The organism is Actinokineospora alba (assembly GCF_004362515.1).
Lineage (GTDB): Bacteria > Actinomycetota > Actinomycetes > Mycobacteriales > Pseudonocardiaceae > Actinokineospora > Actinokineospora alba.
This window is the reverse complement of record NZ_SNXU01000001.1, coordinates 6,526,761-6,542,542: the sequence shown is the minus strand read 5'-3', so window position 1 is coordinate 6,542,542 and position 15,782 is coordinate 6,526,761. Positions and strand designations below refer to the sequence as shown.

Sequence of the window (15,782 nt, the reverse complement as noted above, 5' to 3'; positions counted from 1 at the left end):
AACATGCGCTTCCTTCCGTCGGATCTTCAGCTACTTCGGTGGCGCCGGGACGACCGGCGGGAACAGGGTGGGCGCGAGCGGTTCGGCGCGGGCGCTCCAGAGGTCCTTCAGGGTGGTGTCCGGGTCGGTCGCCGCCCGCTCGGTGCCGAGGGCGACGGCGCGCAGGATGTCGGTCACGCCTTGCGCGGAGACGACGTCGGGATCGGCGCGCAGGGCGATGCTGGTGCGCCCGCCCTTGACCGTGACCCGCACGTCGAACGGCTGCCCGTACTGGCGGGCGACCGGGGTCCACACCAACTCGGCGGGGCTCTCATCCGCGGCGTCGCACGGTTGGCCGTCGAGCTGCAGATAGTTGAACCAGCACTGGAAAAGGTGGTTGAACCAGCAGTCGTGGTCGCCGTCGGCGTTCGACTCGGCGGCCAGGGCGGCGACGCGGTCGAGGTCGTAGAGGGAGTACCGGTATGCCTTCGCGCTCGCCCAGTGCAGGGCGGTGATGTGCTCGGCCAGCGTCGAGCGGTGGTCGACCGTGGTGACCACGGGAATCAGCTGGTTCAGCGTGCCGACAACCTGCTGCAACTCGGGAGCGAACCGGTTCGACGACATCAGGCTCATCGCGACCCGCTCGGCGCCGGTGTGCTCGGCGAGCCCGGCGGCGACCAGCCCCATCAGCACGGCGGGGGCGGACACGCCGTGCCGCTTGGCGGCCTGGGCGGCCAGCCCGCCGAGGCGGTGTGAGTGCAGCGTCGCCTGGACGCGGTGGCGGGTGGTCTCCAGCGGCAACGTCGGCAGCTGGTGGGTCAGGTCGTCGGCCAGGACGCGGCGCCAGTACCGCTCGGCGCTGTTCTGCCTGCCCTGCCAGGATTCCTCGTGCTGCTGCCGGGCCAGCTCACGCGGTGAGAGGCACACCGGCTCGGGTGCGTCGGGGTTCTCGATGAGCGCCTTGAACTGCGACTCGAGCTCGATGATCGACCACACGTCGACGATCAGGTGCGAGAAGGACAGCGACAGGAACATCGGGACGTTTCCGGTCGTGACCAGGACTCCGCGCCAGCACAGGGAATCCGTCATCGGGAACGCGACGTCGACCAGCGCGGCGGTGGTCCGGTCGGGGTCGCCGTAGTCGGTGATCACCCGGTCGACGCGGTCGACCGGCATCGGCAGGTCTGTGTGGACCCGCTGCACGGGCTCGCCGTCGCGCAGGTGGTAGGTGGTGCGCAGCGGCTCATGGCGGTCGAAAAGCCTGCGCAGGGCGGAGTCCACCTGCTCCAGCGTCAGGCCGCGCAGGTCCCAGGTCGCCGGGAGATTGGCTTCCTTCTTCCAGTCCCGCGGATAGGTGTCCACTTCGCGCCAGCTGTAGAGCTGGCCATGGCTGAGGACGGCGTCGAGGTGCACGTGGACTCCTAAATGAGGTGAATCGGCCTCTTCACGCGCGAGACGCCTTACCGCAACTTGTTCGCTATCTCCGATTCCGCTGCCGAAAGCAATGTGAAACTTGTTTCAGGTCAGGGTTGAACGTGAACACGTGATCGACGCCTTACGTCGCGCTGCGTGATCGCAACGCTAGTGCGGGCCGCTTCACAGCGTCAAGCGCGGCCGACGGCAGATTGTGGTGGCCGTTTGTTGTCACCGCGCGCCCCGCGCAGATGGCCTAGTTCTCCTGTCGGGCGGTCCGCTGATCGGGTATTAATTCCGGGACAAGCACGAACGAGAGAAACTCCGGCACGTATTCCGCGGTCCGAGTGGTCTTGCTGACCATTCCTCCCGCGAATTTGCCGACCAGAAATAAAGGCGACGACCGTAAGGGTGGCGCAGCGCATGGTTGGTGAGACGATTCAGCCGAATGGCACGAAGGTCGACCAGGACGGTCGGCGGGTTCGTCATGAGGGCGTCCCGGCGTCCGCCGAGCCGATCGCCGTCGTCGGCATGTCTTGCAGGCTGCCCCAGGCGGGCGACCCGGACACGTTCTGGCAGCACCTTCGCGCGGGCGTCGACGCCGTGACCGAGGTGCCCGAAGGCCGCTGGCCGCACGCGGGTGAACCCGAGTACCGTCGCGGCGGCTTCGTCGCGGACGTGGACCGGTTCGACGCCGACTTCTTCGGGATCTCGCCCAACGAGGCCGCGGTGATGGACCCGCAGCAGCGCCTCGCCCTCGAACTCGCCTGGGAGGCGCTGGAGAACGCGCGCCTCGCGCCGACCGCGCTGCGCTCGACCCCCGCGGGCGTCTACTTCGGTGCCATCTCCCAGGACTACGCCGCACTGCAGGACCGGGTTGGCGCACCCGGCCCGCACAGTTACACCGGCTCCCACCGCGCCATGATCGCCAACCGGGTGTCCTACTTCCTCGGCCTCGCGGGTCCCAGCCTGACGCTCGACACGGGCCAGTCCTCGTCCCTCGTCGCGGTGCAGCTGGCTTGCGAGGCCCTGCGTCGCGGCGAGATCGAGCTGGCGCTCGCGGGCGGGGTGAACCTGAACCTGCTCGCCGAGACCACCGACGCGATCGGCTCCTTCGGCGCGCTGTCCCCGGACGGGCACTGCTACGTCTTCGACAGCCGCGCCAACGGTTACGTGCGTGGCGAGGGCGGCGCGCTGGTCGTGCTCAAGCCGCTGTCCGCGGCGGTGCGCGACGGCGACGTCGTGCACTGCGTGATCCTCGGCGGCGCGGTCAACAACGACGGCGGCGGCGACGGCCTGACCGCGCCGAACGGCTTGGCGCAGCGGCAGGTCATCGAGGCGGCGTGCGCGCACGCCGGTGTTCGGCCCGCCGACGTGCAGTACGTCGAACTCCACGGCACCGGCACCAAAGTCGGCGACCCGATCGAGGCCGCCGCGCTCGGCGCCGCCCTGGGTGAGGGGCGCCCGGCGCCGCTGCTGGTCGGGTCGGTGAAGACCAACATCGGCCACCTCGAAGGCGCCGCGGGCATCGCGGGCCTGCTCAAGGTCGTCCTGAGCCTCAAACACGGCGAACTCCCGGCCAGCCTGAACTTCCAGACCCCCAACCCGGACATTTCCCTTGACGACCTCGGCCTGCGGGTCGCCGAGACGGCCCAGCCCTGGCCCCGCCCGGACGAGACCCTGGTCGCGGGTGTCAGCTCCTTCGGCATGGGCGGCACCAACTGCCACCTGGTCCTCGCCGCCGCGCCCGCCACCCTTGACCAGCCCGTCGCCTCGGGCAGGCCGGACGCGCCGTGGGTGCTCACCGCCCGGTCCGCCCCCGCCTTGTCCGCGCTGGCCGAGCGTCTGCGCGCCCGCGTCGAGGAAGCGGGGATCGATTCCGCCGACGTGGCCATGTCGCTGGTGCGCACCCGCGCCGAGTTCGACCACCGCGCGGTGGTCCTCGGCGACGACCTGCCGACCAAGGTCGAGGCACTCGCGGCGCTCGCCGCCGGACGCCCCGACATGTCGGTCGTCACCGGGACCGCGACCCCCGCCCGGTGCGCGTTCACCTTCCCCGGCCAGGGATCGCAGTGGCCCGAGATGGCCCGCGCCCTGCTCGACAGCTCGCCCGGGTTCGCCGACCGGATCGCGGAATGCGACGCGGCGCTCGCCCCGTTCGTCGACTACTCGCTGACCGAGGTGCTTCGCGGTTCCGGGCCCGATCTCGACCGGGTGGACGTGGTCCAGCCCGCCCTGTGGGCCGTCATGGTCTCCCTCGCGCACCTGTGGCGCTCGCACGGTGTCGAGCCGGACCTGGTGATCGGCCACTCGCAGGGCGAGATCGCCGCCGCCACCGTCGTCGGCGCACTGTCCCTTTCGGACGGAGCACGGGTCGTCGCGCTGCGCAGCAAGGCCATCGCGGCCATCGCGGGCAGCGGCGGGATGATGTCGGTCGCCGCACCGCTCGACGTGGTCGAGTCCGTCGTGGCCGCGCACGCGCCGCGGGCCACGGTGGCCGCGGTCAACGGGCCGCGCTCGGTGGTGGTGTCCGGCGACCGTGAGGTGCTCGCCGAACTCGGCCGGATCTTCGACGCCGACTACCGGACGAAGCTCGTCCCCGTCGACTACGCCTCGCACTCGGTCGCGGTCGAACAGCTCCGCGAACGACTTCTCACCGAGCTGGCTCCGATCCGGCCCGTGTCCTCGGGCACCCTGTTCATCTCGACGCTCACCGGCGAGCCGATGGACACCGCGGGCCTCGACGCGGAGTACTGGTACCGCAGCCTGCGCCAGCCCGTCCGGTTCGCCGCCGCCGTCCGCCGCGCGCTCGACCACGGCTGCGACCTGGTCATCGAGTGCAGTGCGCACCCCGTGCTCGTCGCCGGGGTCGAGGAGACCGCCGAGGAGGCCGAACGCGACCTCGTCGTCGTCGGCACACTGCGCCGCGCCGACGGCGGGTTCGACCGGTTCCAGCGGGCACTCGCCGAGGCGTACACCGCGGGCGCGCCCGTCGACTGGGTGAGCACCCTGGACGCGGCGCGGATCGTCGACCTGCCCACCTACCCGTTCCAGCGGCAACGGCACTGGTCGGCTCCCGGCAGTTCCCCGCGACCGGCTGTCACCAGTGGACAGACGCGGGTCGAGGAGCCGGCCCCCGTCACCACCCACTCCCGGCGATCCCTGCGCGACCTGGTGCTCAGCACCACCGCGGGCGTGCTCGGCCACCAGGACGCCACGAACGTCCTGCCGAACCGCACCTTCAAGGAACTCGGCGTCGACTCGGCCACCGCCGTCGAACTGCGCAACCGATTACGAGCCGCGACCGGGCTGCGCCTGTCCACCGGCCTCCTGTTCGACCACCCGACCCCGGACGCCGTGGTCGACCACCTGACTTCCTTGACCGGCAACGACAAGCAAGCAGCAATCACGCACAGCGCCGCCCCCGCGGACGACGACCCGGTCGTGATCGTCGCCATGGGCTGCCGCTACCCGGGTGACGTGACCACCCCCGAGGAGCTCTGGCAGCTCGTCGCCACCGAGACCGACGCGATCTCGGCTTTCCCGACCAATCGCGGCTGGGACGTCGAAACCCTCTTCGCCACCGGCGCGGAACGCTCCGGCACCAGCGACACCCGCCACGGCGGCTTCCTCCACGACGCCGACCAGTTCGACGCGGGCCTCTTCGGCATCAGCCCGCGCGAGGCGATGGCCATGGACCCGCAGCAGCGATTGCTGCTGGAGATCTGCTGGGAGACCATCGAACGCGCCGGACTCGACCACGCCGCCCTGCGCGGCAGCGACACGGGCGTCTTCATCGGCGCCATGGCCCCGGACTACGGCCCCCGCCTGCACCAGCCGGTCGGCGACGTCGACGGCCACCTGCTGACCGGCAGCGCGCTGAGCGTGGTGTCCGGCCGCATCGCCTACACCCTGGGACTTCAGGGCCCCGCGCTCACCATCGACACCGCGTGCTCGGCGTCGCTGGTCGCGGTTCACCTGGCGGCGCAAGCGCTTCGCCGCGGCGAGTGTTCGCTCGCCCTGGCGGGCGGCGCGACCGTGATGGCCACCCCGGGCATGTTCGTCGAGTTCAGCCGCCAGGGCGGGCTCGCCGAAGACGGGCGCTGCAAGGCGTTCTCCTCGACCGCCGATGGAACCGGCTGGGCCGAGGGCGCCGGAGTCCTGCTCCTGGAACGCCTTTCCGACGCACGCAAGCACGGGCACCCGGTGCTCGCGGTGCTGCGGGGGAGCGCGGTCAACCAGGACGGCCGCAGCAACGGCATGACCGCCCCCAACGGGCCGTCGCAGGAACGCGTGATCCGGCAGGCGCTCGCCGACGCCCGGCTCGACGCCGCCGACGTCGACGCCGTCGAGGCGCACGGCACCGGCACCCGGCTCGGCGACCCGATCGAAGCCCAAGCCCTGCTTGACACCTACGGCCGCGACCGGCCCGAGGACCGTCCACTGTGGCTCGGCTCGGTGAAGTCGAACCTCGGCCACACCCAGGCCGCCGCGGGTGTCGCCGGTGTGATCAAGATGGTGAAGGCCCTCGAACACCGCAAGCTGCCGCGCACCCTGCACGTCGACGCGCCGACCGAGCACGTCGACTGGGCGAGCGGCGGTGTCCGGCTGCTGACCGAACCGGTCGACCTGCCCGGTGACCGGCCCTCGCGGGCCGCCGTGTCGAGCTTCGGCATCAGCGGCACCAACGCTCACGTGATTCTCGAACAAGCCCCAGCCGAAACCCAGGTCGAACCCGCGACCGGCCCGATCGTGTGGACGCTGTCCGCCCGGACCGAGGCCGCGCTGCGCGCCCAGGCCGCCCGGCTGTGCGACTACGCGGTGACCGCGCCCGAGGGTGACCTCGCCGCCGCAGGCCACGTGCTGGCGCGCCGGGCCAGGTTCGACCGCCGCGCGGTGGTCGTCGCCGAGGACCGCGACGACCTGACCGCCGCGTTGGCCGCTCTCGCCGAGGGACTGCCGCACCAGTCCGTAGTGGACGGTGTGGCCGCCGCCGACGTCCGGCCGGTGTTCGTCTTCCCCGGCCAGGGTTCGCAGTGGGCGGGCATGGCGACGGAACTGCTCGACACCAGCGCTGTCTTCCGCGACGAGCTGACCAGGTGCGACGAGGCGCTCGCCCGGCACACCGGCAGGTCCGTGCTCGCCGTCTTGCGCGGCGACGAGGACGCACCCGCACTGGTCGGCTCGGACGTGATCCAGCCGGTGCTGTTCGCGGTGATGGTGTCCATCGCCGCGGTGTGGCGGTCGGTCGGGATCGAACCCGCCGCCGTCGTCGGCCACTCCCAGGGCGAGATCACCGCGGCCTGCGCGGCGGGCGCGCTCAGCCTGGCCGACGCGGCCAAGATCGTCGCCCTGCGCAGCCAGGCGCTGATGAAGCTCACCGGCACCGGCGGCATGCTCGCCGTGTCGCTGCCCGCCGACGAGGCCGGCCGACGAATCGAGCCGTGGGCCGACCGGCTGTGGGTGGCCATCCTCAGTGGACCCAGCAGCACCGTCGTCGCGGGCGACCTGACCGCGCTCGACGAGTTCGCCGCGACCTGCGCCGACGTCCGGGTCCACAAGGTCGCCATCGACTACGCCGCGCACACCCCGCACATCGAGGCCCTGCGCGAGGAACTGCTCGCCGCGCTGGACGTCGTCAAGCCCCAGCCGACCGACATCACCTTCTGCTCGGCGATGGCGGGGGAGTTCATCGACTCGGCCGAGCTGACCGCCGACTACTGGTACGGCGGCCTGCGCAACCCGGTCCGGTTCGCCGACGCGGTGCGCGCCTTCGCCGGACAGGGCACGCCGCTGTTCATCGAGTCGAGCCCGCACGCCGTGCTCACCGGCCACATCCAGGACACGCTGACCGCCGCGGAGTCGGCCGGTTCCGCCATTGGCTCGCTGCGCCGCGGCGACGGCGGACGACGCCGGTTCCTGCTGGCGGCGGCCCAAGCCCACGTCCTCGGCGCCGACGTCGACTGGTCGGCCGCGCTGGCCGACGTGCCGCGCCGCCACGTCGACCTGCCCACCTACCCGTTCGAACACCGCCGCTACTGGATCGAGGGCGCGGCGCCGACCGCGGACCTCGCCGCGAGCGGGATGACCGAGTCCCGGCATCCGCTGCTCGGCGCCGTGGTCTCCCTCGCCGAGGGCGACGGGTTCCTGCTCACCGGGCGGCTTTCCGTTGCCGCCATGCCGTGGCTCGCTGACCATGTCGTCGACAGCCAGGTCCTGTTGCCGGGCACCGCGTTCGTCGACCTGGCACTGGAGGCCGCGTCCGTCGCGGGCTGCGCCGAGATCGCCGATCTCACCCTGGAGTCGCCGGTCGTCCTCCCCGAGACCGGCGCCGTCCGGATCCAGCTCGTGGTCGGCGGTGCGGACGCGGCGGGCCGTCGCGGCCTGACCGTCCACACCCGTCCGGCCGATGACTCGGACGACCTGAACGACACCGTGTCCTGGACCCGGAACGCCACCGGCGTGCTGGCCCCCGCCGCGTCTCCGGCCGCGGGCGATCTCGCCGCCTGGCCGCCCGCCGACGCGGTCGCCGTCGACCTGGACGAGGTCTACGAGCGGCTCGCCGACCGTGGTTACGCCTACGGCCCCGCGTTCCAGGGCCTCGTCGACGCCTGGCGAGTCTCCGCTGATGGCGGCACCGACACCTACGTCGAGGTCGCGCTGCCCGAAGCCGTCCGTGCGGACGCGGGCCGGTTCGCCCTGCACCCCGCCCTGCTCGACGCCGCGCTGCATGTGCTCGTCCTCGGCGACCCGGCGCACGCGCTGATGGACCAGGGCTCGATGCTGCTCCCGTTCGCCTGGAGCGGCGTCCGGGTGACCGCCCTCGGCGCGGAAGCGCTGCGCGTGCGGATCACCGAGACCGCCGACGACCGGGTGTCGCTGGCCATCCACGACGGAGCCGGGCAGCGGATCGCCGACGTCGACGCGCTGACCCTGCGCCGGATCGAACGCCAAGGCGCCGCCGCGCCCGCTCGCAGCGGTGTCGCGCCCTATGTCGTCGACTGGATCGACCTCACGGTGCCCGACGCGGTCGCCGAGCCGCGCCGCTGGGCCGTGGTCGGCTCCGATGGCGCCGCCGACGACCTCAGCGCGACCCTCGGCCTGGCCGGGATCGACGCGCCGCTCTACTACGACCTCAACTCCCTGGCGGAGATCACCGCGGGAGACCTGCCGGACACCATCGTGGTTCCCGGTCTGTCCGAGGTGGACGACGACCTCGCTTATGCCGCGAGGGAAGCGATGTACCAGGTCCTCGACCTGGTTCAGGTCTTCCTCGGCGACGACCGGTTCACCAAGTCCCGGCTCCTGTTCGCGACGCGCGGCGTGTTCGCCGGGTCGGCCGCGGGCGTCGCGGGCGCGGCGCTCTGGGGCCTGGTGCGCTCGGCCATCGCGGAGCACCCCGGCCGGTTCGCCCTGGTCGACGTCGACGAAGGCTGCACCGAGTGGGCCGCGGTCGCCGCCGCGGTCGCGGCGGGGGAGACCCAGCTGCTGGTGCGCGACGCGGACGTCCTCGTTCCCCGCCTGGCCCGCCCCGGCACCGGCGCCGACACGTCCTCTATGGACGGATCGGGAACGGTGCTGGTGACCGGCGGCACCGGCGGCCTCGGCGCGCTGGTCGCCGAGCACCTCGTCAAGCAGCACGGCGTGCGGCACCTGCTGCTGGCGTCGCGGCGCGGTGAAAGCGCGCCCGGCGCCGAAGACCTGGTGACGCGGCTGCGCGACCTGGGCGCCGAAGTGGACCTGGTCGCCTGCGACGTCTCCGACCGGTACGCCGTGGCCGACCTGCTGAACTCGGTTCCGGCGGACCGGCCGCTGACCGGCATCGTGCACACGGCGGGCGTGCTCGACGACGCGACCGTCGACGGGCTTTCCGCCGGCCGCCTGGACACCGTGTTCGGGCCGAAGGCCGACGCCGCCTGGCACCTGCACGAGCTGACCCGCGACCTGCCGCTGTCGACGTTCGTCCTGTTCTCCTCGGTGGCCGGAGTGGTCGGCACCCCGGGACAGGGCAACTACGCGGCGGCGAACATGTTCCTCGACGGCTTGGCCGCGCACCGGCACGAACTCGGCCTCCCCGCGGTCTCGGTCGCCTGGGGCCTGTGGGACACCGAGGCCGGGATGACCGGTGGGCTGACCGCCGCGGACACCGCCCGCCTGGGCCGGTCCGGCATCGCCCCGCTGACCTCGCGTCAGGGCCTCGACCTGCTCGACCATGCGCTCAGCTCACCGGACCCGCAGCTGGTCGCGGCGAAGTGGGACACCGCCGAGCTGCGGGAGCGGGCGGAGACCAGTGAACTCCCCGCCGTGCTGCGCGGACTCGTGCGCGTCACCCGCAGGGCCACAACGCCGACCGCCTCGAACGCGGTCTCGGCACCCGCGGACGGCTTGGCGCAACGCCTTTCGGCGATGGCCGAGACCGACGCGCGCAAGGTCATGACCCAGCTCGTCCGCTCGCACGTCGCGGCGGTCCTGGCCCACCCCAGCGGCGACGCGGTCGAGGTGGACCTGGAGTTCAGCGAGATGGGGTTCGACTCGCTGACCGCGGTCGAACTGCGCAACCGGCTCGACGCCGAGGTCGGGGTCCGGCTGCCCGCGACGGTCGCGTTCGACCACCCCACGGTCGCCGCGCTCGCCGAGTTCCTCCGCGCCACCATCGCGCCTTCGGCCCAGTCGCCGGAGGACCTGCTGCGGGCCACCCTCGACCACATCCACGGCGTGCTGCCCGACGATGACGAGACGACTCGAAGCAAGCTCGCCGCGATCCTGCACAGCACCCTGCACCGGCTCGGTTCCGGCCAGGCGGCGAAGGACGAAGGTCCCATCAACTCCATTGCAGATGTCGTGCTGGACCAGGTCGATTCCGCCTCGGATGAGGAGATGTTCGCCTTCATCGACCAGAAGTTCTGACCCCTCCCTGGATTCCACGCTCCGAAAGGCTCGATTCATGGCGACCGAGGACAAGCTGCGCGATTACCTCAAGCGCGTGACAGTCGACCTCACCGAGGCCCGTCGGCACCTGGCCGAGGTGGAGCAGGCGCGCCACGAGCCGATCGCGATCGTCGGGATGGCCTGCCGGTTCCCCGGCGGGGTCACCAGCCCGGAAGACCTCTGGGAGCTGGTGACCGACGAGGTCGACGCCATCGGCGAGTTCCCGAAAAACCGGGGCTGGGACCTGGACGGGCTCTACGACCCGGACCCGGAGGCGCTCGGCAAGTCCTACACCCGCCATGGCGGTTTCCTCTACGACGCGGCGGATTTCGACGCGGGCTTCTTCGACATGAGCCCCCGCAACGCCTTGGCGACCGACCCGCAGCACCGGGTGTTCCTGGAGACCTGCTGGGAGGTCTTCGAGCGGGCGGGCATCGACCCGGCGACGCTGCCCGGCAGCAAGACCGGTGTCTTCGCCGGGCTGATGTACAACGACTACGCGATGCGGTTCAACGGCGCGTCGCCGCCCGCGCTCGAAGGCATGCTGCTGGTGTCGAGCGCGCCGAGTGTCCTTTCCGGACGGGTCTCCTACACCCTCGGCCTGACCGGTCCGGCGCTCACGCTCGACACCGCGTGCTCGTCGTCGCTGGTGGCGATTCACCTTGCGGTGCAAGCGCTGCGCAACGGTGAATGTTCGCTGGCCCTCGCCGGGGCCACCACGGTCATGGCGACGGCCGATCCGTTCATCGAGTTCTGCAGGCAGCGCGCGCTGTCCACCGACGGCCGTTGCAAGTCGTTCTCCGCCGCCGCGGAAGGCGCCGCGTGGTCCGAGGGCGTCGGCGTGCTGCTGCTGGAGCGGCTGTCGGACGCGCGCCGCAACCACCGCAACATCCTCGCCGTGGTGCGCGGTTCCGCGGTCAACCAGGACGGCCGCAGCAACGGCATGACCGCGCCGAACGGCCCCGCCCAGGAACGCGTCATTCTCGACGCGCTGGCCGACGCCGGCCTCGACGCGGCGGACGTCGACGCGGTGGAGGCGCACGGAACGGGCACCACGCTCGGCGACCCCATCGAGGCCCAGGCCCTGCTGGCCACCTATGGCCGCAACCGGCCCGAGGAGCAGCCGCTCTGGCTGGGCTCGGTGAAGTCCAACATCGGCCACACCCAGGCCGCCGCGGGCGTCGCCGGGGTGATCAAGATGGTGATGGCGATGCGGCACGGCGTGCTGCCGACCTCCCTCTACGCCGACGAGCCCACCACGCACGTCGACTGGTCCACCGGCGCGGTCGAACTGCTGGCCAAGGCCCGGGACTGGACCCCCAACGGCCATCCGCGCCGCTCCGGTGTCTCGTCGTTCGGCATCAGCGGGACGAACGCGCACGTCATCCTCGAGGAGAGCCCCGAGCAGCCGAGCCCGCTGGTGGACCCGCCGACCGTGCGCCACGCCGGTCCGCCCGCCTGGGTGATCAGCGCCCGCAGCGCGGATTCCCTTGTGGCCCAAGCGAAGCGCTTGCACGAATTCGCCGCGGGAGACGTCGACCCGGTCGATATCGCCCGCGCCCTGGTCACCACCCGCTCGCGGCACAAGCACCGGGCGGTCGTGCTCGGTCAGGACCGCGACAGCCTGCTGGCCGCGCTCGGCGACTACCTGTCGGGCAAGCCCACCGCCGATGTCGTGCACGGCGTCGCCCGGGAGAAGGCCAAGCTCGCGTTCCTGTTCACCGGCCAGGGCGGCCAGCGCGTGGGGATGGGCCGCGAGCTCTACGCCGCGTTCCCCGTCTTCGCCGAAGCGCTCGACGAGGTGTGCGACGCGCTCGACGCGCACCTGGACCGCCCGCTGCGCGAGGTGATGTGGGCCCGCCCGGACACCCTGGACGCGTTGCAGCTCAACCACACCCGCTACACCCAGCCCGCGCTGTTCGCCCACGAGGTGGCCGCGTTCCGGCTCCTGGAGTCCCTCGGCGTCCGGCCCGACTACCTCGCCGGGCACTCGGTCGGCGAGTACGCCGCCGCGCACGTCGCCGGTGTGTGGTCGCTCGACGACGCCGCCCGGCTGATCACCGCCCGGGCCCGGCTGATGCAGGCACTCGACGCCCCCGGGGCCATGGTCGCCATCGAGGCGACCCCCGAAGAGGTGGAGCCGACGGTGTCCGGCCTGGTCGGCATCGCCGCGGTCAACGGACCCACCAGCGTGGTCATCTCCGGCGATGAGCAGGAATGCCTCGCCGTCGCCGAGCGCTGGCGCCGGGAGGGCAGGCGCACCCGCAGGCTGTCGGTGAGCCACGCGTTCCACTCGCCGCTGATGGAGCCGATGCTCGACGCCTTCGCCGCCGAACTGGCGGAGACGAAGTTCGAGGACGCCCGCATTCTGTTCGTGACGAACCTGGTCGGCTCCGACGAGCTGACCTGGTCCGCCCCCGAGTACTGGGTGGAGCAGATCCGCCGCGCGGTCCTGTTCCGCGACACGGTCGCCGCGCTCGAAACCCACGGCGTCGACACCTACCTGGAGGTCGGGCCGGACGCGGTGCTCTCCGCGATGGCCCACAGCTGCCTCAGCGCGCCGGAGGCCTCCGTGATCGCGCTGCACCACCGCAAGCGCGACGAGCCCGACGCGCTGCTCGCCTGCCTGGCCCAGGCCACGGTGGCGGGCGTGGCGGTGGACTGGTCCGCGCTGTTCGGCGCCGCCGACACCCACGTCGACCTGCCCACCTACGCGTTCGACCGCCGCCGCTTCTGGCTCGACCCGCCCGCGAAGGGCGCCGACGCGGCGTCGATGGGCCAGCGCGCTCTGGAGCACCCGCTGCTCGGCGCCGCGGTCGACCTCGGCGGCGACGGCGGCCTGATCCTCACCGGCAGGCTTTCCCTGGCGGGCCACCCCTGGCTCGCCGACCACGTGGTGTCCGGCGCGGTCGTCGTGCCCGGCACGGCGGTGCTCGACGCGGTCATGGAGGCCGCGGCGCAGGTGGGCTGCGACCACGTCGAGGAGCTGATGTTCGAGGCGCCGCTGGTGCTGCCCGCCGACGGCGACCTGTGCCTGCAGATCGTGATCGACGGCCCCGGCGAATCCGACGACGCGCGGCCGGTGCGGGTCTTCTCGCAGACCGGTGACGCGGGCTGGGTGCGGTGCGCGTCCGGTGTCGTCGCGGGCGGCGGTGGCACGGGCGGGGTTCGCGCCTGGGCCGAGTCGTGGCCGCCCGCCGGTGCCACGACCGTGTCGGTCGACGGCGGCTACGACGGCTTGGAACTGCTCGGCTACGAGTACGGCCCGGCTTTCCGCGGCGTGTCCGCGGTGTGGCGCCGAGGCGAGGAGCTGTTCGCGGAGGTCCACGCCCCCGAGGGACTGGACCTGGCGGGCTTCGGTATCCACCCCGCCGTTCTGGACTCCGCGTTCCATGCGCTGGTGCTCACCGCCGACACCTCCGAACTGCGGCTGCCGTTCGTGTTCCGCGGTGTGCGCCTGCTCGCCTCCGGCGCCTCCTCGCTGCGGGTGCGGCTCGCGGCGTCCGGCGACGAGGTCGTGGTGGAGGCCGTCGACGGCGACGGCAGGCTGGTCTTCGGGATCGACTCGCTGCGGGTGCGGACCATCTCCGCGGCCCAGTTGGCGTCGTCCGCCACGGCCGGGCCGGTGCCGTACGCGGTGCGCTGGACACCGGTCGCGGCCACGGGCGGCGACGCGTCCCGCTGGGCCTGTGTGGGCGAGCCGGTCCCCGGACTCGTGGGCTACCCGGACCGCGATGCCTTGCTGGCCGCGGTGTCCAGTGGCGAGCTGCCGATGCCGGAGTTCGTCGTGGTGCCGTGTGTCCCGGGTTCGGGACCGGTGCCTGAGAGCGTGCGTGACCTGTCCGGCCGGACCCTCGAGGTGTTGCAGACCTGGCTTACGGACGAGCGGCTCGCGGACTGCCGGCTGGTGTTCCTGACCAACGGCGTGGTCGATACCGCCCCCGTGGTCGCCGGCTCCGTGTGGGGCCTGGTGCGCTCGGCCCAGTCGGAATACCCCGGACGGTTCGTCCTCGCCGACGCGCCGGAAGGGTTCGCCGACTGGGAGTCCCTCGCTGCCGCCGTCTCCGCAGGCGAGTCGCAGGTCCTGGTACGCGACGGCGCCGTGACTGCTCCCCGAGTGGAGCGGGTGGCGATCGAGCTGTCCTATGTGGACCAGTCGGGCACGGTCCTGGTGACCGGCGGAACCGGCGGCCTCGGCGCGCTCATCGCCCGGCGGCTCGTCGAGAACCACGACGCGCGGAACCTGCTGCTGCTGTCGCGACGCGGCATCGACGCCCCCGGCGCGGCCGAACTCGTGTCCGAACTGGAGGGTCTCGGGGCCTCGGTGACGGTCACCTCGTGCGACGTCTCCGACCGGGACGCGCTGGCCGGGGTGCTGGCCGCCATCCCCGCCGACCGCCCGCTCACCGGTGTGGTGCACACCGCGGGCGTGCTGGACGACGCCACCATCGACGGGTTGTCGGCGCATCGGATGGACACGGTGTTCACCCCGAAGCTGGACGCCGCCTGGCACCTGCACGAGCTGACCGAAGACCTCCCGCTGTCGATGTTCGTGCTGTTCTCGTCCCTGGCGGGCATCCTGGGCAACCCGGGGCAGGGCAACTACGCCTCGGCGAACACCGCCCTGGACGGCCTCGCCGCCCACCGGCGGGCCGCCGGCCTGCCCGGCGTCTCGGTGGCCTGGGGCTTGTGGGACACCGGCTCCGGGATGTCCGACACCCTGACCGACGCCGACGTGGCGCGGATGGGCCGATCGGGCATCGCGCCGCTGACCGTGGACCAAGGCCTGGACCTGTTCGACCTGGCCCTGGTGTCGTCGGACTCGCTGCTGGTGGCCACGAACTGGGACAACGCCGGGCTGCGCTCCCGCGCCGAGGGCGGCGTTCTCCCGTCGATCCTCACCGGACTCGTCCGGGTTCCCCGCCGCGCGGCGGGCACTGGCGCCGCGACCGGTGGCCCGGCCGCGCTCACCGCCAAGCTGGCGACCCTGACCGAGGCCGAGGGCGCGCGCCTGCTCAGTGACATGGTGCGCGGGCATGTCGCGGCCGTGCTCGCTTATGCGGGTGCGGACGCGGTCGAGGTGGACCGGCCGTTCAGCGAACTCGGCTTCGACTCGCTGACCGCCGTGGAACTGCGCAACCGGCTCGACGCGGAGACCGGGCTGCGGCTGCCCGCGACGCTCGCGTTCGACCACCCCACGGTGGCCGCGCTCTGCGAGTTCCTGCACCGCACCCTGGCCCCCGCGCCACCGTCCGCTGAGGACACAGTGCGGGCCGCGCTGGACCAGATCCAGCGGCTTGTCGACGGCGAGGACGACGCCACCCGCGCCACGCTCGTGGCGATGCTGCAGAGCACGCTCGCCCGGTTCGGCGGCCCGGTCGGGGCCGACGGGGTCGAGGACAAGATCCACTCCGCCTCCGACGACGAGATCTTCGCCTTCATCGACAGCGAACTCTGATTCC

Annotated in this window: 3 protein-coding genes; 2 read left to right on the top strand and 1 reads right to left on the bottom strand. The window is 72.4% G+C overall.

Annotated elements, in window-relative coordinates; translation table 11 throughout:
* Positions 1-30 precede the first annotated feature (30 nt).
* A complete protein-coding gene (locus C8E96_RS29545; RefSeq protein ID WP_166658154.1) occupies positions 31-1,392 on the bottom strand; it encodes a condensation domain-containing protein in 1,362 nt (453 codons plus the stop codon).
* Between the two features lie 423 nt (positions 1,393-1,815).
* On the opposite strand from C8E96_RS29545, the gene C8E96_RS29540 reads away from it, so the two are divergent.
* Together C8E96_RS29540 and C8E96_RS29535 are read left to right on the top strand one after the other, a co-directional pair.
* Entirely contained in the window at positions 1,816-10,299 is an 8,484-nt protein-coding gene (locus C8E96_RS29540) for a type I polyketide synthase (RefSeq protein ID WP_091377610.1), read from the top strand.
* Positions 10,262-15,778 carry an SDR family NAD(P)-dependent oxidoreductase gene (locus C8E96_RS29535; RefSeq protein ID WP_456049314.1) on the top strand — a complete coding sequence of 1,839 codons (5,517 nt, stop codon included), beginning with the start codon at positions 10,262-10,264 and terminating at the stop codon, positions 15,776-15,778. The genes C8E96_RS29540 and C8E96_RS29535 overlap by 38 nt, the downstream gene beginning before the upstream one ends.
* Positions 15,779-15,782 lie beyond the last annotated feature (4 nt).

Coding starts and splice junctions, on each gene's coding strand:
- C8E96_RS29540 (WP_091377610.1), top strand. CDS start 1,816: ATGGTTGGTGAGACGATTCAGCCGAATGGCACGAAGGTCGACCAGGAC.
- C8E96_RS29535 (WP_456049314.1), top strand. CDS start 10,262: ATGAGGAGATGTTCGCCTTCATCGACCAGAAGTTCTGACCCCTCCCTG.